General features: G+C 64.9%; 17 protein-coding genes. 11 read left to right on the top strand and 6 right to left on the bottom strand.

All coding sequences use genetic code 11. The features are described 5' to 3' along the window. The first annotated feature begins 67 nt into the window (after positions 1–67). Genes AU465_RS35525 through AU465_RS35515 form a run of 3 tightly spaced genes read left to right on the top strand, consistent with a single transcriptional unit; the run spans position 68 to position 3,116 of the window. Positions 68–1,135: a type III polyketide synthase gene (locus AU465_RS35525; RefSeq protein WP_192258098.1), complete on the top strand. Its 1,068-nt coding sequence runs from the start codon at positions 68–70 to the stop codon at positions 1,133–1,135. Continuing rightward, complete coding sequence (locus tag AU465_RS35520) at positions 1,132–1,866, top strand: methyltransferase domain-containing protein (RefSeq protein WP_192258096.1); 735 nt, start codon at positions 1,132–1,134, stop codon at positions 1,864–1,866. Before AU465_RS35525 ends, AU465_RS35520 begins: the two co-directional genes overlap by 4 nt. After that, entirely contained in the window at positions 1,863–3,116 is a 1,254-nt protein-coding gene (locus AU465_RS35515; protein WP_192258094.1) for an NAD(P)/FAD-dependent oxidoreductase, read from the top strand. Before AU465_RS35520 ends, AU465_RS35515 begins: the two co-directional genes overlap by 4 nt. Before the next feature lie 113 nt (positions 3,117–3,229). Here the strand turns inward: AU465_RS35515 and AU465_RS35510 are convergent, their stop codons facing one another. After that, positions 3,230–4,042 (bottom strand): class I SAM-dependent methyltransferase, encoded by an 813-nt coding sequence (locus tag AU465_RS35510; RefSeq protein WP_192258092.1) that lies wholly within the window; start codon positions 4,040–4,042, stop codon positions 3,230–3,232. Between the two features lie 241 nt (positions 4,043–4,283). Here AU465_RS35510 and AU465_RS35505 point away from each other — a divergent pair, with 241 nt between their 5' ends. The 4 genes from AU465_RS35505 to AU465_RS35490 all read left to right on the top strand — a co-directional run bounded on the left by AU465_RS35505 (position 4,284) and on the right by AU465_RS35490 (position 8,956). Then, positions 4,284–4,763, top strand: a complete 480-nt coding sequence (locus tag AU465_RS35505) for a DUF2231 domain-containing protein (RefSeq protein ID WP_210325408.1) — start codon at positions 4,284–4,286, stop codon at positions 4,761–4,763. A 306-nt stretch (positions 4,764–5,069) separates the two neighbouring features. Next, the gene (locus tag AU465_RS35500; RefSeq protein WP_192258090.1) at positions 5,070–5,288 is read left to right on the top strand and encodes an RNA-binding protein; all 219 of its coding nucleotides are present in this window, start codon (positions 5,070–5,072) and stop codon (positions 5,286–5,288) included. Positions 5,289–5,785: 497 nt separating this feature from the next. Then, positions 5,786–7,420 carry a DUF2778 domain-containing protein gene (locus tag AU465_RS35495; protein WP_246506738.1) on the top strand — a complete coding sequence of 545 codons (1,635 nt, stop codon included), beginning with the start codon at positions 5,786–5,788 and terminating at the stop codon, positions 7,418–7,420. A 294-nt stretch (positions 7,421–7,714) separates the two neighbouring features. Continuing rightward, positions 7,715–8,956: a glycosyltransferase gene (locus AU465_RS35490; RefSeq protein WP_192258088.1), complete on the top strand. Its 1,242-nt coding sequence runs from the start codon at positions 7,715–7,717 to the stop codon at positions 8,954–8,956. 2 nt (positions 8,957–8,958) lie between these two features. On the opposite strand, the gene AU465_RS35485 is transcribed toward AU465_RS35490, so the two are convergent. Then, positions 8,959–9,714: a bestrophin-like domain gene (locus AU465_RS35485; RefSeq protein ID WP_192258086.1), complete on the bottom strand. Its 756-nt coding sequence runs from the start codon at positions 9,712–9,714 to the stop codon at positions 8,959–8,961. A gap of 219 nt (positions 9,715–9,933) precedes the next feature. On the opposite strand from AU465_RS35485, the gene AU465_RS35480 reads away from it, so the two are divergent. The 3 genes from AU465_RS35480 (at position 9,934) to add (ending at position 13,170) form a co-directional block, all read left to right on the top strand. Further along, entirely contained in the window at positions 9,934–10,719 is a 786-nt protein-coding gene (locus tag AU465_RS35480; RefSeq protein ID WP_192258084.1) for a ThuA domain-containing protein, read from the top strand. A gap of 112 nt (positions 10,720–10,831) precedes the next feature. Next, positions 10,832–11,890 (top strand): Gfo/Idh/MocA family protein, encoded by a 1,059-nt coding sequence (locus AU465_RS35475; protein ID WP_192258082.1) that lies wholly within the window; start codon positions 10,832–10,834, stop codon positions 11,888–11,890. A gap of 287 nt (positions 11,891–12,177) precedes the next feature. Next, the gene (add, locus tag AU465_RS35470; protein ID WP_192258080.1) at positions 12,178–13,170 is read left to right on the top strand and encodes an adenosine deaminase; all 993 of its coding nucleotides are present in this window, start codon (positions 12,178–12,180) and stop codon (positions 13,168–13,170) included. A 106-nt stretch (positions 13,171–13,276) separates the two neighbouring features. Here the strand turns inward: add and AU465_RS35465 are convergent, their stop codons facing one another. Then, on the bottom strand, positions 13,277–13,999 hold the full coding sequence (locus AU465_RS35465) for a 3-keto-5-aminohexanoate cleavage protein (RefSeq protein WP_192258078.1): 723 nt from the start codon (positions 13,997–13,999) through the stop codon (positions 13,277–13,279). A gap of 369 nt (positions 14,000–14,368) precedes the next feature. Further along, positions 14,369–14,785, bottom strand: a complete 417-nt coding sequence (locus AU465_RS35460) for a winged helix-turn-helix transcriptional regulator (RefSeq protein WP_192258076.1) — start codon at positions 14,783–14,785, stop codon at positions 14,369–14,371. 102 nt (positions 14,786–14,887) lie between these two features. On the opposite strand from AU465_RS35460, the gene AU465_RS35455 reads away from it, so the two are divergent. Continuing rightward, positions 14,888–15,484: a dihydrofolate reductase family protein gene (locus AU465_RS35455; protein WP_192258074.1), complete on the top strand. Its 597-nt coding sequence runs from the start codon at positions 14,888–14,890 to the stop codon at positions 15,482–15,484. A gap of 22 nt (positions 15,485–15,506) precedes the next feature. Here the strand turns inward: AU465_RS35455 and AU465_RS35450 are convergent, their stop codons facing one another. Both AU465_RS35450 and AU465_RS35445 read right to left on the bottom strand, forming a co-directional pair. After that, entirely contained in the window at positions 15,507–15,749 is a 243-nt protein-coding gene (locus AU465_RS35450) for a hypothetical protein (RefSeq protein WP_192258072.1), read from the bottom strand. Between the two features lie 140 nt (positions 15,750–15,889). Continuing rightward, entirely contained in the window at positions 15,890–17,137 is a 1,248-nt protein-coding gene (locus AU465_RS35445) for a cytochrome-c peroxidase (protein WP_192258070.1), read from the bottom strand. Between the last annotated feature and the right edge of the window lie 178 nt (positions 17,138–17,315).

Here is a 17,315-nt window from a genome sequence, read left to right as displayed (position 1 = left end):
CGATAAGCAAAACCCCTCCGACAGCAGCGCCACGGTTCTTCCGTGCCCGACGCCCAGGAGACAGAACATGACTGTCAACGCCTATATCAACCGGATTGCCACAGCGGTTCCGGAGCACGAAGTACACCAGTTCTACCTGCGCTACGCGGCCTCCATGCTGGCCGACGATCGCAAGAGGCTATTCGAACGCATGGCCGGCCTCGCCGGCATCGAGCACCGCTTCTCTTGCTTCGCGCCCGCCCTCGACCCCGAGGGGCCGTCAGCCGACCTCAGCGGAACCTTCAAGCGCGGCGCGTTCCCCGGAACGGCCGCCAGAATGGCGATGTTCGGCGAGGCCGCGCCCGTCCTGGCGCAGAAAGGCGTCAACGGGCTCCATCTCGGCAACGAGGCATCGCGCATCACCCATCTCATCGTCACCTCCTGCACCGGTTTTTCCGCGCCGGGCATCGACCTCGACCTGGTTCGGCGCTGCGGCCTGCCGGACGGTATCGAGCGCACGATGATCGGGTTCATGGGCTGCTACGCGGCGGTCAACGGCCTCAAGCTTGCCCGCCACATCGTCCGCTCCGATCCGCAGGCGAGGGTGCTGCTGGTCAATATCGAGATATGCACGTTGCACATCAGGGAAACCACCGAGCTCGAAAAGCTGCTTTGCTTCTGCCTTTGGGGCGATGGCTGCGCAGTGAGCCTTGTCACCGCCGAGCCGCCCGGCATCGAGCTCAACTCCTTCCGCTGCATCCTCGCTGACGAGCAGCGCGACCTGATGACCTGGGATATCAGCGACCACGGCTTCGACATGGTCCTTTCCGGCAAGGTGCCGGCAGCCGTCCAGATGGTGCTACGCAGCAACCACGACGCCATCCTCGGCGGCCGGCCGCCGGCGGCGATCGACCTCTGGGCCGTGCATCCCGGCGGCCGCACCATTCTCGACGCCGTCGAAAGGGCGCTCGATCTCGAGCCCGCCGCGCTCAAGCCGTCGCGCGAGGTGCTGCGCCGATACGGCAACATGTCGTCGCCGACCGTCATGTTCGTGATGGAAGAGATGCTGAAGAAGCCGGGCGGCCTGCTCGGCTGCGGCATGTCGTTCGGACCCGGGCTGACGGCCGAGACCATGCTGTTCAGGACCGTCTCATGAGTGCGCTCGCCCAGCGCAGCCTCGTTCCGGAAATCCTGGACGGGCTCGCGGCCGACGACGCACGGGCGCTTCGCTCGCGCCGCGATCTCGCCCGCATCAACGCGCTGATGTTCCAGGCGCCGATCATGGCATCGCTCATGCGGAAATTCTTGCCGAGGCCGCCCGGCCGCATCCTGGAGATCGGCGCTGGTGACGGCACCTTCATGCTGAAGGTGGCGCGGCGCATGGCAAGGGACTGGCGCGAGGTGGAGTTGACGATGCTCGATCGCGTCGGTCTCGTCACGCCGAAGCTCGCGGCCGATTTCGCCGCGCTGGGGTGGACAGTCGAAACCATCACCGCCGATGTCTTCGATTGGGCGGAGAAGGCGGATGGCAGGCTCTTCGACGCGATCACGGTCAACCTGTTCCTGCATCATTTCGACGACGCCGGACTGCTGCGCCTATTTTCGCTTTTGCGGCGCAAAGCGCCGCTCATCCTGGCATCGGAACCACTGAGGACAGGCTTCGCGCTGACCGCCGCCCGGCTTCTGCCGGCAATCGGCGTCAACGACGTCACCCGGCATGACGCCGTCCAGAGCGTGCGAGCCGGCTTTCGCGGCAGCGAGCTTTCCGACCTCTGGAGCGCCGCCGGCGGCAGCCCGCTCGAGGAGCGCCGCGCCGGGCCTTTCTCACACGTCTTCGTCGGCGAAGCGCGGATGCCGACCAGGCATACGCCCTGGGGTACGATGTGAGGCGGCCATCCACCCACGATGCGATCGTCATCGGCGGCGGTCCGGCCGGCACGTCGGCGGCGCTGGCGCTCGCCCGGCGCGGATGGGCCGTGGCGATCGTGGAAAAGAGTGCGTTTCCGCGCCGCAAGGTGTGCGGCGAATACATCTCGGCGAGCAATCTCGCGCTCCTCGACTGGCTGGAGATCGGCGATACCTGGCGCGCCGAGGGCGGTCCCGAAATCCGCCGGGTCGGCCTCTTTTCCGGCGACACCAGCATCGAGGCGCCGATGCCGGGCGCGCGGTCCGGACCCGCGGCAAGAGACGGCTTCGGCCGCGCGCTTGGCCGCGACATGTTGGATACCTTGCTGCTCGATGCAGCCCGGTCGGCTGGCGCTGAAGTCTTCCAGCCCTGCCGCGCCGTCGCCATCGAACGCGACGGTGACCGCCAAGCGGTGCGGATCCAGGCCAAAGGCGGCGGTTGTCGCGACGAGGCGGCGATCCTGCGGGCGCCGGTGATCGTCGCCGCGCACGGTTCGTGGGAGCCGGGGCCGCTGCCGAGCCAACTCGAGAAGCAAAGCCGCCCCTCGGACCTGCTCGGCTTCAAGGCGCATTTCACCGCATCGTCGCTGCCGCCCGACCTGATGCCCCTGCTGACATTCCCCGGTGGCTATGGCGGCATGGTGCTCGCCGACCACGGCCGCATGTCGATCTCCTGCTGCATAAGGCGCGACATGCTCGTCCGGCTGCGCGGCAGCCTCGCCCGAGAACGCGGTAGCCGTGTCTCGGCCGCCGAAGCCGTCGAGCATCACATCATGGCGACGTGCCGTGGCGCGCGGGAAGCCTTGGAGCAAGCCCGCCTCGACGGTCCGTGGCTTGCCGCCGGTCCGATCCGGCCCGGCATCCGCGTCGGCTACGAAGCGGACATCTTCCGCGTCGGCAATGCCGCCGGTGAGTCGCATCCGATCATCGCCGAGGGCATATCGATGGCGCTTCAGTCCGGCTGGCTCCTGGCGCATGAGCTCGGCGCGGCGGAAAGCGGGCAAACGGGACGGGAAGCGGCCGGCAGACGCTACGAGGCGGCCTGGCGGGGATTGTTCTCGACGCGGATCCTTGCCGCCGAAGCCATCGCCCGGATGGCCCTTGGCCCCGGCGGCGCTGCACTGATGGAGGCGGTCGTCCGCAATTTTCCGCGGGCGCTGACTTTGGGGGCACGGCTCAGCGGCAAGACGAGGTCCGTCCCCGGTTTGGCCGACGCGCGCCTGGCTCGATAAATTGGCCTAAAGCAGCGCGTCGCGATCTTTCAGATTCGCTCAGTGCGCTTTAGGTCTTTGATTTTACGCATGTCTTGTCCCGAAACCGGTTCCCACTTTCGGGAGACATGCTTTTAGAACTCAGCCACGACGATGTGCGCCTGAATTTTGGCGGCAACCTCGCCGCTGCCGTGCCTGTCCGCAATCGCGGATGCGGCGAAATCGGTCGCGGCTTCCAGTTTTCCCGAGTCCCTGGCCTCGATTTCGTTGCGAAGCAGGGTTCCCTGGCAATAGGCGACGGCCGGAAGCCGCGGCGAGGATGCTCGGCTTTGTTCGGCTCGTGTCTCGATCGCCACTCGGGAGAAACCTGCGCCCTCCAGCTCGCTGCGGATCAAAGCCGTATCGTGGTAGCCGTGCGGCGTGCGCGCCAGGAAGCGCGGCGGATCGTTCGGAAAAATCCTTGCAAGCGCATTCGTCACGTCATCGGCGAAAATATTCTCCTCGATGCGATCCCATACGCTGAACAGGAATCGTCCTCCGGGCTTGAGCACGCGCTTTGCCTCGCGATAGGCGGTCGAGCGGTCGGGGAAGAACATCGCCCCGAACTGACAGCAAACGAGATCGAAGGCCGCATCCTCGAACGGCAGCGCCAGAGCGTCCGCCTGGCGCCACGTGATTCGGCTGTCGGGTCCTTGCCGCGACGCGGCATAGTCGAGCATCGGCAGGTTGAGGTCGGTCACGACATAGCTTGCGCCGGCGGACAGTTTTGGCGCCAACGCGCGGGTGACGACGCCGGTGCCCGCGGCGGTTTCCAGGACGGTGATGGGCGATGACGACACTGCCCGTTGTGCAAGATCGGCGGCGTAGGGCTCGAAAATCAGCGGCACCATGTGGCGGTCGTAGTTTTCCGGAACCGAGCCGGCGAAGACCTTGTCCGTTTCCAGCATTGCGACCACCCACGTCCGTCTGGCCCGCAAGGCTAGCATACAAATATTTGTTTTGGCTTGGTTTCGATCGAGAGTCGTCCAACGGCATATGCGGCTATGTCGGCTGCTCCGGGCGCGGGGATTATGGAACATTCCGGGGCAATCGGAGTTCGATATTTAGTCCGGCTCTTTGCCGCCATGCCCGTGATGAGTTGTGCTGTGGCCTGAGGCGGCGCTCGCCACGCCTCCGGGAGGCAATACGATGACCCACGAAACGATCAGCCACAATCCGCACAGCACGGCAAGCATTGCCGGCCATCCTGTCCATGCAATGCTGATACCGTTCCCGATCGCCTTCTTCGTCGCGACCTTCGTTTGCGACCTCATCTTCTGGCGGACCGGTAATCCGGGCTGGGTCACCGCTTCGCTCTGGCTGCTGGGAGCCGGTCTGATCATGGCCGCGCTGGCCGCTCTTGCCGGCCTGACCGACATTATGGGCGATGCCCAGATCCGCAATCTTCGGGACGTATGGCTTCACGCCGGCGGCAACGTGATCGTCGTCCTGATCGAGCTTTACAACTGGTACACGCGATATGCCCAAGGCGAGGCGGCGGTGTTGCCGGTTGGCCTCATCCTGTCGCTGATCGTTGTTCTCATCCTTCTGTTCACCGGCTGGAAGGGCTGGGGAATGGTCTATCGGCATCATGTGGGGGTCGCCGACGAACCGGACCAGATGCGCTGAATACCCGACGTTTGCCGGTGTTTGAAGCATTCAGGAAAAGTGCGCAGCGATTTCCGTCAGGAATTGCGTAAAAACAAATAGTTGGACCGGGTAAGCGATTCAAAGGCTGAAAGGCTCAAGGCGCCCCGCAGGCCAGAGGGGCGTCGGACGACGGGTAGTGGGTCGGTTTGAAATTTCGACTGCGAACGAGTCGCTACGCCGCCTCGAAAGGTGTAGAATTGACTCGTCGTCCGCACCGAGCCGAGGCACACGGACGCTTGAAAGAGTAGATCGCGCTTTCGCCCATCCAAGGGGGAGGGAAGCGTCATGGCTTTCACCAAACACAGCGGCATATTCACGCCAGTCGAGCTGGAGCTTCTCCAGAGGGTATTTAACCAGTTGTGCGACGAGCGCCGTCTGGCCCTTAAGGACGGGGACCAAAGAGAACAGCTTGCCTGCCACGTCATCGAAGCTTTCCAGGACGGCTTCACCGCCGAAGCGGAGTTGTGGCAGTCGCTTTCGAAGCGCCGCGCGGCCAGGGCGTGAAGCCATCTGGCTTGATAATTCTGTCATTGATTTTCGGGCACACGGCGAAATCTTCCTTCCTGCCGCGGGGTTCGCGTTGCGTTCTGTTCCCGAAAAGATGTCGCACCTCACCGCGCCAGGCTCTTCCTGCCGTTTTTTAACCTCAATCCGCCCTTAGCCGGCGATCGCCCGAAAGGGTAGAACCTTCGCGCTTGCTTGACTCGGCCCGCAAAAACGGGCAGCAAAAGCGGGCGAAGGCGAGCATTTTTACCGTGGCGGAGACCATGGAGGGCTCTTTTTCGTATGGACCGTCGCCAGATTGGCGGCTGGTGGAGGGATTGGTTAACCATCTTTGTCCATCTTTTGAATCAATCGGCAACAGGCGCGTGAAGGTGCAGGGGGCACCAGGCGAACTGTGATCGTGACGGGTGCCAGGTCCGCAAACCGGCATGCCGATTGAGAGTGGTCGTATGGCGTTTTTGCGTTTGAAAAACCGGGGTGACACTCCTGAGAGGGGTTTGACTTCGAAGAGATCCGGCCAACGCTGGGTCGTGGTGCCCGCCATCGGCGGAGCGCTCGTTCTATGGTCGGTGGCGACCATGGCCGGCCTCTATTCCGTGAGCACCTCGCTCACCGCCGCATCCAACGGATTGCCGCAGAGCCTGCTTGCGCCGCGCAGCATTGCGCTTGGCGACCAGCGTCGCAAGCTCGTCAATGCCTGGGCGCCCCGCCTTGCCGCGGCCGGCGCCTACAAGACGGGCTCGCTCACCCGCGGCTGCGATGCCGGCTGCCTCAGCATTGCCACCAGCTTCGCGCCCTCGGTCTCAGCCCATGACGGCAAGGCCGCGCGGCTGAAGCCGGCGGCTCCCGACAGCGTATCGCATGAAAAGGTCGTGCTGGCTTCCGCCGCGGACGCCGCCGACCGTTTCGACAGCGTCATCAAGCGCGCCGGGCTTTCGCCGCAGAAACTCGCCGATGCCTTCCATCGTGCCGAGAGCGCGCCTTTCCTGCTGGCGAGCCTGCCGTCGGCAAGCCGCTTCGGCGGCGCCGTCCAGACCGACCCGACCCAGACCGACCCGACCTTGAGCGGTCCGGCCGAGGCACGGTTCGGCTCGAACCAGGTCGATGTCCAGCGTGCGTCCGAGCTGGCACTGGCGCTGGCAAATGTCGTGCCCGAAGAGACGGTCGACGTGCCGACCGCGGTCGCGCTCGCCAACACCCGTGCGCCCGACGCGACGGCCGGCGCCTCCGATGATGCCGAAGCCTCGGGGCAGGCCGCTGGAAATCAAGCCGCTGGAAACCAGGGCGAAGTGCAGGTCGCCTCGCTGCCGTCGCAGGATGATTTGCCCGACAGCATCGCCGTTCCGGGCCTGAGGCCGCGCGCCACGCTCGAGCGCGCGACCGAGGAGCCCGAACAGAATGCCGCGCGGAAGCCCGAGCCGGCAAAGCCGCAGGCAACCCAGAAGCCCCAAGCTGCCAAGCCGGAGCCTGCCAAGCCGCAGCCGTCCGTTGCCGACACTGCACAAGGACTGCAGACGCCGCGCTCGATGAGGAATTCCGACCAGGCGCTTCCGGGCGTGCCGGGCTCGACGGCCCTCGTGCCGGACTCGAAGCCCGCCAGGCGCGGCAAGGCGCAGGCTTCCGAGATGCTCGCCTACGCCAGGCCGGACACGCCCGAGCGCGGCGGCCTCGGCAATGCCTTCAGGAATCTGTTCAACGGGCCTTCGACCGGCAATGGCGTCGCCGTCTACGACATCTCGGCCAAGACGGTCTACATGCCGGACGGCTCTCGGCTGGAGGCCCATTCGGGTTTCGGCTCAATGGTCGATCAGCCGCGCTTCGTCGATCGCAAGAATGTCGGCCCGACGCCGCCCGACACCTACAATCTGTCGATGCGTGAATCGCGCTTCCACGGCGTCGAGGCGATCCGGCTGACGCCGGCCAGCGGCAAGAACAAATATGGCCGCGACGGATTGCTCGCCCACACCTATATGCTACGCGGCGGCCGCGCCGAATCCAATGGCTGCCTCGTTTTCAAGGACTATCAGCGCTTCCTGTCCGCCTACAAGAAGGGCAAGATCAAGCGCCTCGTCGTCGTCCCGCGCCTGACTAGGTCGCCCACCCAGGTCGCCCAGGAAGGCCGCCAAGGCTGATCCAACGCGATTGTACCGGCGGCAGCCTTGTTGCCGGTAGCCTGCCTTCGATCTCTGACGATTCACGGTCTTTTGCCGCTATCGGCGCGGAGGACGGTCGACGCGCGCGTTCAATGCCTTCAGGACTCTGCTTGCAGGTGCGGCGGCGATCAATTCCATTGAGTTTTGGGCACGGGAAGGAAGAACTGCCCCTCCCAGAACATAGATATGGCGCACCCCCGGCTTGCGGCAAGACCCCGGCCATGGCGTATGTACGCTGCCCTTGACCTGATTTTTAGGAGAGGGAATTCCTGAATGCGGATTTTGTTGTCGACTTACGGCTCGCGCGGCGACGTCGAGCCGGTGGTGGCGCTCGGCGAGCGACTGCAGGCGCTCGGCGCCGAGGTGCGGGTGAGTGTCCCTGGCGATGAGGAATTTGCCGCGCTGTGCGCCCGCGCCGGCGTGCCGCTGGCGCCGGCCTTCTCGCCAGTGCGCGAATGGGTGAAGGAGATGATCCGGCGCAGGAGATCGGCGTCGCCCGGGAGCGTTGCCGCGCTCATCTCCGGCCAGGCGGCCGAGATCGTCGCCAGGCAATACGAAGCGCTGGCCGCAGCCGCCGAAGGCTGCGATGCCGTGGTGGCGTGCGGCCTTCTTCCTTCTTGTGCCGCCGCGCGGCTGATCGCCGAGCAGAAGGGCATGCGCTACATCCTCGGCACCTTCTGTCCCATCTGGCTGCCGTCGGCACATCACCGGCCGCACGAATATCCGGGACATCCGCTTCCAGCCGGCGTGACCGACAATCGGCTGCTGTGGAAGACGGATATCGCGACCAAGAACGCGCTGTTCGGCGAAGCGATCAACAGCCACCGCGCGTCGCTCGGATTGCCCGCGGTGGAGAATGTCCGCGACTATGTCTTCGGCGATCCTGTCTTGCTCGCCTGCGACCCGATGCTGGGGCCGTGGCTGCCCTCGGACCTGACTGACGCGCTGCAGACCGGCGCCTGGATCCTGCCCGACGCACGGCCGCTCGCTGACGGGCTGGAGGCGTTTCTCGATGTCGGCTCGCCCCCGGTCTATGTCGGCTTCGGCTCCATTGCTGTCGCCAGCGAGGCTGCGCGCACTGCCATTGAGGCGATCCGCGCCAGGGGCCGGCGCACGGTCATCGCGCATGGCTGGGCCGAGCTCGGCCTGATCGACGATCGCGACGATTGCTTCGCCGTCGGGGATATCAACCAGCAGGCGTTGTTTGGCCGGGTGGCGGCAGTCATCCATCACGGCGGCGCCGGCACGACCGTTGCCGCCGCGCGGGCAGGGGCGCCGCAGGTGGTGGTGCCGCAGATCGGTGACCAGCCCTACTGGGCGCGGCGCGTGGCCGAGCTCGGGATCGGTGCCGCGCATGACGGACCGACGCCGACTGCGGAGTCATTGGCCGTGGCACTGGATAAGGCGATGGTGCCGGAAACCCGCACCCGGGCGGGCGAGGTCACCCGTTTGATCCGCGCCGACGGTGCGGCGGTGGCGGCGAAGCTTTTGATCGAGATGTTCAGTCGGACTTGAGCTCACTGCGTCAGTTCCGCCAGCGCCCTTTGCAGGGGCGCCGGCGAGACCTGGATCGGACCGGAGAAAGGGCTGTTCATGTCGATGATCAGATAGATCGCCGCGGTCACCAGCGCCCCGGAAATGAGGCATGTAAAGACGATAGTTCCATTGCGCGGTGCCCGGAATCCGAAGCTGGCGAAGATCAGCGTCAGCCAGGCGACGAGCAGGGCGATCAGCGGCGCGGGGATGGCGCCCTCGGACTGCTCGGCCAGTATCCAGCGTTGTTCGATCACCTTCTGCAGCTGCTGTGTCGCGGCCTGCTGCGCGGCGGTCTGCTTGGCGCCCGTAGGCGACAATGCCGCCAGGATGTCGCCGACCTGATTGAGCAGCAGTTCCGACAGCCTGTTTGGGACGACGGTCGTGTCGCTGTCGGCGGTGGAGGTGTCGACGACGCGCTGCAGGTAGGCGGTGAGCGATTGCCGGGCGCTGTCCGCCTCCGGTCCATAATGTCGGAGCGTTCGGTCAAGCAGAATGAGATCGGTGGCGAAGCTGTGGACGTTGCCGTTGATGGACTCGAACGTGTTCTTGGCCGAGTTGATCATCAGGCCAAGCACCAGCGAGGACATAACCACGAAGAGGTTCGCGGCAAGCCGCACCACCGCGCTGGTGTCGTCGCCAAGATGGTGAGCGGGGAAGCGCTCATGCACCATGAGGCTGACCAGCGAGGCCCCGGCCAGACAAGCAAAGATCGCCAGCCCTGCAAGCACTTCGCCCATGGCCAATATTGCGCACGGGAAAGGGCGCTTGCCAATTGGGTGGAGGAGGTTGAATCAAAATGGAAGCATAAGGACCTATGCTGTTGTTCGCTGAGGAGGCTTTCGGGCTGGGCTGCACGCGCAGCAGAGCGAGGGGCAAAAACCGCTTCCAATGCCAGCCGAAGACGCTATCTATGGCGCGGGGCGGCTCCACCTCAACAATCATACACGAGGCTATTCATGACAATACGCGCTGTCGTCTGGGGCGAGAATATCCACGAGCGGACCAATGAGGTGGTGGCCGGCATCTATCCAGAAGGCATGCACGCCACGATTGCCGCCGCGCTGAACGCCGACAAGGCGATCTCCGCCTCGACCGCGACGCTGGAGCAGCCCGAACACGGTCTGCCGGAGACGCGCCTTGCCGAAACCGACGTGCTTGTCTGGTGGGGCCACAAGGACCATGGCGCGGTGGCCGACGAGGTGGTCGAGCGCGTCGCCCGCCGCGTCTTCGAAGGCATGGGGCTGATCGTGCTGCACTCCGGCCATTTCTCAAAGATCTTCAAGCGGCTGATGGGCACGCCCTGCACGCTCAAATGGCGCGAGGCCGGCGAGCGCGAGCGGCTCTGGGTGACCAGCCCCAGCCATCCGATCGCCGAAGGCATCGGCGAGTATTTCGAGCTCGAGAATGAGGAGATGTATGGCGAGCAGTTTGCCGTGCCGGAGCCGCTGGAGACGGTTTTCATCTCCTGGTTCCAGGGCGGCGAGGTATTTCGCTCGGGCCTGACCTACCGCCGCGGCGCCGGCAACGTCTTCTACTTCCGCCCTGGACACGAGACCTATCCAACCTATCACGACGCCACCGTCCACAAGGTGCTGCGCAATGCGGTGCAGTGGGCGCACAACCCGCAAGGCTCGAAGCCGGCCATCCTCGATGCGCCGAACGTACCGGTCGAGAAGGCGCTGGAGCCGATCGTCGAGCGCGGCGGCAAGCTGCATGCGTCCGGCGAGGCCGGCTTTCGCTAAAAGCATCGAGGAAAAGCGCGACGCGTTTTTCCGTCTGGAATTGCGTGCAAATTACACGTAGATCACATCCGCCCACATAATTGAATCGAACCAATTCGCTTGGAGAGGCATAATGCGGCTATTGATACTCGGTACCGGCTGGATGGCGCAGGAGCATGCCCGCCGCTTCAGCGCAATCGAGGGCGTCGACATCGTCGGCGCCGTCGATGTCGATCCCGCCCGCGTCGGCGATTACGCTGACGCCTACAAGATCCCGAAGCGCTTCACCTCGCTGGAGGCGGCGCTCGACTGGGGCGATTTCGACGCGGTCGCCAATGTCACGCCCGACCGCATCCACCACCCGACCACCATGGCGCTGATCAACGCTGGCAAGCCGGTGCTGTGCGAAAAGCCGCTGGCCGAGAATTTCGGCAAGGCGAACGAGATGGCCGATGCGGCGGAAGCCGCCGGCGTCGTCAACATGGTGAACCTCACCTACCGCAACGTGGCGCCGTTGCAGAAGGCGCGCCAGATGGTGCAGGCCGGCGAGATCGGCACGGTGCGCCATCTCGAGGCGTCGTATCTGCAGAGCTGGCTGGTGTCGAAATTCTGGGGCGACTGGCGCACCGATCCGAAATGGCTGTGGCGGCTGTCGCGCGGCCACGGCTCGAACGGCGTGCTCGGCGACGTCGGCATCCACATCCTCGACTTCGCGAGCTATGGCGCGGCCCTCGACATCGACCACGTCTTCTGCCGGCTGCGCGCCTTCGACAAGGCGCCGGGAAACCGCATCGGCGATTACGCGCTCGACGCCAATGACAGCTTCGCCATGACGCTCGATTTCGCCAACGGCGCCTTCGGCGTGGTGCATGCCAGCCGCTGGGCGACCGGACACCTCAACGAGCTTCGGCTGCGCATCTATGGCGACAAGGGCGGCATAGAGGTGGTGCACAATCTGAACGGCTCGCTGCTCAAGGCCTGCGCTGGCGAGAATGTCGAAAACGCCAAATGGGAAGAGCTCGACGCCGGCACCGTGCCGACCAACTACCAGCGCTTCGTCGATGCGGTGAAGAGCGGCGTTCAGACCGAGCCGAACTTCCGCCATGCCGCGGGTTTGCAAAAGGTGCTCGACCTCGCCGTGGTGTCGGACGAGAAGCGGGCGGAGCTGAGGGCGCACGCGGATACGCAGTGAGGGTTGAGAGCTAATCTCCCCCTTGCGGGGGAGATGGCCGGCAGGCCAGAGGGGGGTGCTGTCCTGCCGACCTGTCAACCGTCCTCAGCCGCGTCAGCCGATGGAAAGGTATCGGATAGAAATAATTCGCCTGCGCCGGCGTTCCTTCACACCCCTCTGTCCTGCCGGACATCTCCCCCGCAAGGGAGGTGATTGGCTGTCATCGAGCGCAATTCTTTCAATCATTTCTTGAAACGCGGACCGGATCTTTCGTGGTTTGATGCGGCAAGCGAACTCGGGAGGCTTCATTGACTGACTACATCGCGCTGCCGAAGGCCGAAGTGCACATCCACGTCGAGGGCTGCTTCGAGGCCGACGACGTGATCAGGAATTGCGAGGAGGCCGGCATTCCGCTGCGTGCCCCGCGCGACAGGCTCTTCGAGGCGCACGATCTGAAGAGCTTTCTCAAGATGCTCGATTGGCTGTGCGGCACGTTTCGCACGCGTGAGCAACTGGCCGTCACCGCCTACAAATTTGCGCGGCGAATGGCCAAAAGCGGCGTGCGCTACGCCGACGTCATCGTCAACCCGACCCACTGGCCGCACTGGCATAGGAACATCCCCGGAATGATCGACGCGTTCGATGCGGGTTTTGCGGCCGCCGAGCAGGATGGATACCCGCCGGTCGGGCTTTGTGTCAGCCTGCTGCGCACGCAGTCCGCGGAGGAAGCGATCGAACTGGTGGAGTTGCTGAGCAGGATCAGGCACCCGCGCGTCGTTGCCCTTTCGATCGACGGCAACGAAGCGGCCGCCGGCCGCACCGGCCCGCGTTTCGTCGAGGCCTTCCGCCGCGCCGCCACGGCCGGATTGCGGCGGACCGTCCATGCCGGCGAGTCGAGCGGTCCCGAGGGTGTCCGCGACGCCATCGAATTGCTTGGCGCCGATCGCATCGACCATGGCGTGCGGGCGATCGAGGAGCCGGCTCTGGTCGACCTGCTTGCGCAGAGGCGGATTCCCCTTGGCGTCTGCCCGATCTCCAACATCGCGCTCGGCGTCTATCCATCGCTTGCCGAGCATCCGATCGATGCCCTGCGCAAGGCCGGTGTTCCGGTCTCCATCAACACCGACGATCCGGCGCTGCTCGACACGACGCTTGAAGCGTCTTACGCCGCCTGCGCGGAGACCTTCGCCTGGGACGGCGAAACCATCCGCCAGCTAGCCGCGACATCGGTGCATGCGAGCTATGCCGACACTGCGGTGAAGGCACGAATCCTGGCGGATCTGGCGGTGTGGCAGGCTTGACGGACGAGACGCATGGAGCGGCCGGGTGGCTGCTCTTGGCCCATCGAAGCAAACAAACGTCAGCGCTCCACGGCGCCCTCTGTCCCGCCAGCCTAGCTAATGCTCTCTACCGGGAGCGATAAATCCCCACCGCCGCCTTCACCAGCGCCACATTCCCGCCGGCCACGCTGCCGTCCGGCAATTCCTTCCCATCCTCCAGTCCGACGCGCGTCGAGAATTTCCGTGCCGCCGCCCGCTCGACGAAGGGCCACACGGTGGCGTTCTCGCCATGCAGCAGGATCGAGCGTCGGATGCCTTCGCGTTGCAGCACCTTTTCGATGCCCTCGGCAACCGCGAATGCGTCGTCCAGCGTCTGCTCGGAAACCTCGATCAGTACGCGCAGCACCCGCCCGCCATGGTCGAGGCTGGCGAGCCGCAAGGCGTCGCCGATCGATGCGAGCCCGGCCTCGATGCCGACGCCGCGGTTGCGTAGAGTCTCCATTACTTCGGGCGCCGCCGCCTCGCTGAGGTTGACCGAGGCATAGTCGGGCAGTTCATGCCAGCCGGCGATGGCCGCCAGCGTGCGCCTGTCGTCCTTCTCGATCCAGGCGCCGGTGGAGACGCCGATCAGCGTGCCGGGGCAGGCGCGGCGCAGCGCCATCACCGTCCGGTCCATCGCTTCAGGGGCGAGGCTTTCCCGGCCGTCGGCGCCGCGCGCGTGGAGATGCAGTTCTGCCGCGCCCGCCGCGATCGAGGCCGCGCCGTCGCGCGCCATGGCGTCCGGGTCGAGCGGAAGCGCCGGATGGAAATCGGCGGGGCGGGCGCCGTTGATGCAAGCCTGGACGATCATGGCGATGGCGATCCTGTTGCAATGCGAATCTAGCGCAGGCAGGGCAAAGCGGAAACGGCCGATCGTGAAGCTTGCTGACAGGGGCAAAGAGACCGATGCCAATCGCGGGCGGCTGCGGGACAGCACCCCCCTCTGGCCTGCCCGTCCTCCGCAACTGCTGCGGAGGGTGAACCGGCCATCTCCCCCACAAGGCAGGAGATCGGATGTCGCGCCGGCCTTCGCCAATCTTCCAGCGTTGAAGAAGGGCGCCGTCGCGGGAACGGCCCCTCTCCCCGCATAGTGACGGGGAGAGGGGCGCCTTCGCCGCGGGCTTCGCCAATCGCCGGCGTCGCAACATCGGACGAATAGATTTCGCTTGGACGATCTTTGCTACCCCAAATGCTCCGCCCTCAGCTTATCCTTCATCCGCGCCAGCACCGGCTCGCCGCCGGCCGCCAGCTCAGTGGCAATCCGGGCAAGATCATCGTTGGCCTTGCGATATTTGCTGCCCCACGCGCCGAGCGCCGCCAGTACCGGCAGTAGGTTGATGCCGGCTTCGGTCAGCCGGTAGATCGCTTTCAGCCCGTGGGTCGGGTCGTCGCTGCGGGTGAGGATGCCTTCCTCCTGCAGCGTCTGCAGCCGCTCGGCGAGCGTTCGCGACGAGATGCCTTCGTCCGACTGCAGGAACTCGCGAAAATGCCTTTTCCCGGCGAAGATAAGGTCGCGGATGATGAGCAGCGTCCAGCGGTCGCCGATAAGCTCGAGCGAAAGGCTGATCGGGCAGCCGGACCTTTCTCTGGTCGACATAAATTTGGTTCCATTTTTAAATCACTTTACTATTGACACCATTCGCCCAATGCGTCAACGGTTCCAAAAGTAAATCAATCGGAAACATGAGGAGGACCTGAGATGAAAAAGCTCATCCTGCAAATGCAGATGTCGGTCGACGGCTTCGTCGGCGCCGATGAAGATCGTCGCTGGCAACTTTGGGAATGGGGCGACGAGAGCGACTGGGACGACGAGCTGAAGCAGGACTTCAACGCCGCCTTCGAAACCGTCGACACCATCCTCTTGAGTCGCAAGATGGCCGAGGAGGGCTACCTCAACCACTGGAGCAATGCGGCGAGGAAATATCCGAAGGACCGCTTCTACGCCTTCGCCCAGCGCATCGTCGAAGCTGAGAAGGTGGTGCTGAGCGACAGGGTGAAGACCTCGCGGTGGGAACGCACGCGGATCGCCGGCGGCGACCTGCCGCGCGAGGTCAACGCGCTGAAGGCGGGCGAGGGCGGCAACATCGCCGTTTTCGGCGGCGCCGGCTTCGCCTCGGCACTGATCGCGGCCGGGCTGGTCGACGAGTTCCAGCTTTTCATCAATCCGGCGGTGCTGGGCGCCGGCCGCCGCATCTTCGACCAGGGCGGCTTCGCCAGACTGAAGCTCGTCGGCTCGAAAGCCTATGCCTGCGGCATGGTGGTGAATCGCTACGCGCCGGCCGTGCGAGGGGCCTGAATCAATCCGGCAGCGCGTCGTCTCAACCGTTTGTTCGTCCGCCATTTTCCGGCGGATGGCGAGGGACATTACCGCCTTGACGCCACCCCAGGAGGTTGATCTCCCGGCATTCCGCATCATCGTTGGCCGCGGCCGTGAACCGCCGGGCTTCAAGCGACGTCAGACCGATGAGCACGCGCCCGGCATGTTCGGCGGGTTTGTCATTGGTCGTGTCAAACACCGCCCAGCTATGATGAGGCGGCTCCTGCACCGCAACGAATCTCATTCGAGCCCCCGCTCTGAAGAGACGCTAATGTAGCAGACGCTTTCTGGCGGCGCTGTGACGAAGGCCACATAAACAAGAGGCGTCCACCGATTATTTTGGCCGGCGGACATCTGCCGGTCTGCGGTGCGCTTCGAGCTGCCTCACTGCCCCGCCTGGTCGGCGTCGGTCAACGTGCCGAGGAAGGCGACAATATCGTCGATCTCGGCGTCGGTCAGTGCCGGCTTGTCGCCGGGTTTCCTGCCGTTGAAGGGCGGGTCGGTGTTGAGGTTTCCCCAGTAAGCTTTTGGCAGGTCGTCGAATTTGTCGACCGTGCCGTCGGCACTCTTCGGATACCAGCGGCCGGGATCGCTGTCGCGGCTGGCGTAGAAGGCGACAGCCTCGCGCAGCGTGTGGAAGCGGCCGTTGTGGAAGAAGTTCTTGCGCAGCGCGACGTTGCGCAGCGTCGGCGTCTTGAACAGGCCGCAATATTCGGCCCGGCCCTTGAAGTCGCTGCGCAGCGGCCCGCACAGGCCGAGATCGACATAGGTGGGGTCGGCATTGGCGGGGATCGCCGGGTTGCGCGGCACGGCGATCGCGATCAGGCCGAAATCGGTGAATTGCGGCGGCTCGCCGTCATTGGCGGGCTCGCTCAGATGGCAGCTTGCGCAGTTGCCCTTGTTTCCATCCTCGAACAGCATGCGGCCGTGCAGCTCCTGTGCCGTCAACCGCGCCTTGCCGGCGAGGAAGGCGTCGTAGCGGCTGGAATAGGGATAGAAATCGGCGCTGCTTTGCTCGAAAGTGCCGAGCGCCTCGACCGCGGCGTCGAAGGCATCTTGCGGATGGTCGAAGACATCGTCACCGAACACAGCCTTGAAGGCATCGGCATAGGGCGCCTTGCGCAAGGCGGCGACAACGGCTCCCTCGTCCTTGTTGGCCATTTCGAAGGGAGACAGCAGCGGGATACTGGCCTGGTCCTTGCCGTGGTCGGCGCGCCCGTCCCAGGTCAGACCGCCGGTCGGGCCGTTGTCGACGCTTTCGTCGCCCTCGTCCTCGGAATCATAGAAATGCTCGGTGAAGGCGGGCGCCACCTGAAGGTAGCGCAGCGACGGCACGCCGCGCAGGCCGGGCTGGTCGAGATTCGGCCCGCCCAGCTCGACCGGCGCGGCGGAAGCCGGGCCGAAGGCATGGTTGGGATCGTGGCAGGACGAGCAAGCCTGCTTGCTCGAGGCCGACAGCGACGGATCGAAAAACATCTGCCGCCCGAGCGCCGTCAGCGCCTCGGCGCGGGCGAAGGCTTCCGCGCGTGCCATCGGGCCGGGATGGACACTGCCCGCCGGCACGCCGTCAGAGGGCCACAGGATGATGGTGGATGCAAGCGCCGCGAGCGCGGCGGGGTTCCATCGTGTCATGGCCGTCAGTCCCGTCTGCTATTGGCGCAGGCGCACATTGCCATGGATTGTTGACTGGCAAAACGCAATTGCCAAGCTGGATACGCCTCATCCGACCGCTTCGCAGACATCTCCTCTGCAATAGGAGAAAGATCCCATGAGGCGACGGGCGGCGGAACTCAGGTAAGGTTTCGGGGTC

The organism is Mesorhizobium silamurunense (assembly GCF_014843905.1).
Taxonomy (GTDB): Bacteria; Pseudomonadota; Alphaproteobacteria; order Rhizobiales; family Rhizobiaceae; genus Mesorhizobium; species Mesorhizobium silamurunense.
This window is presented reverse-complemented; position numbering and strand designations above follow the sequence as displayed.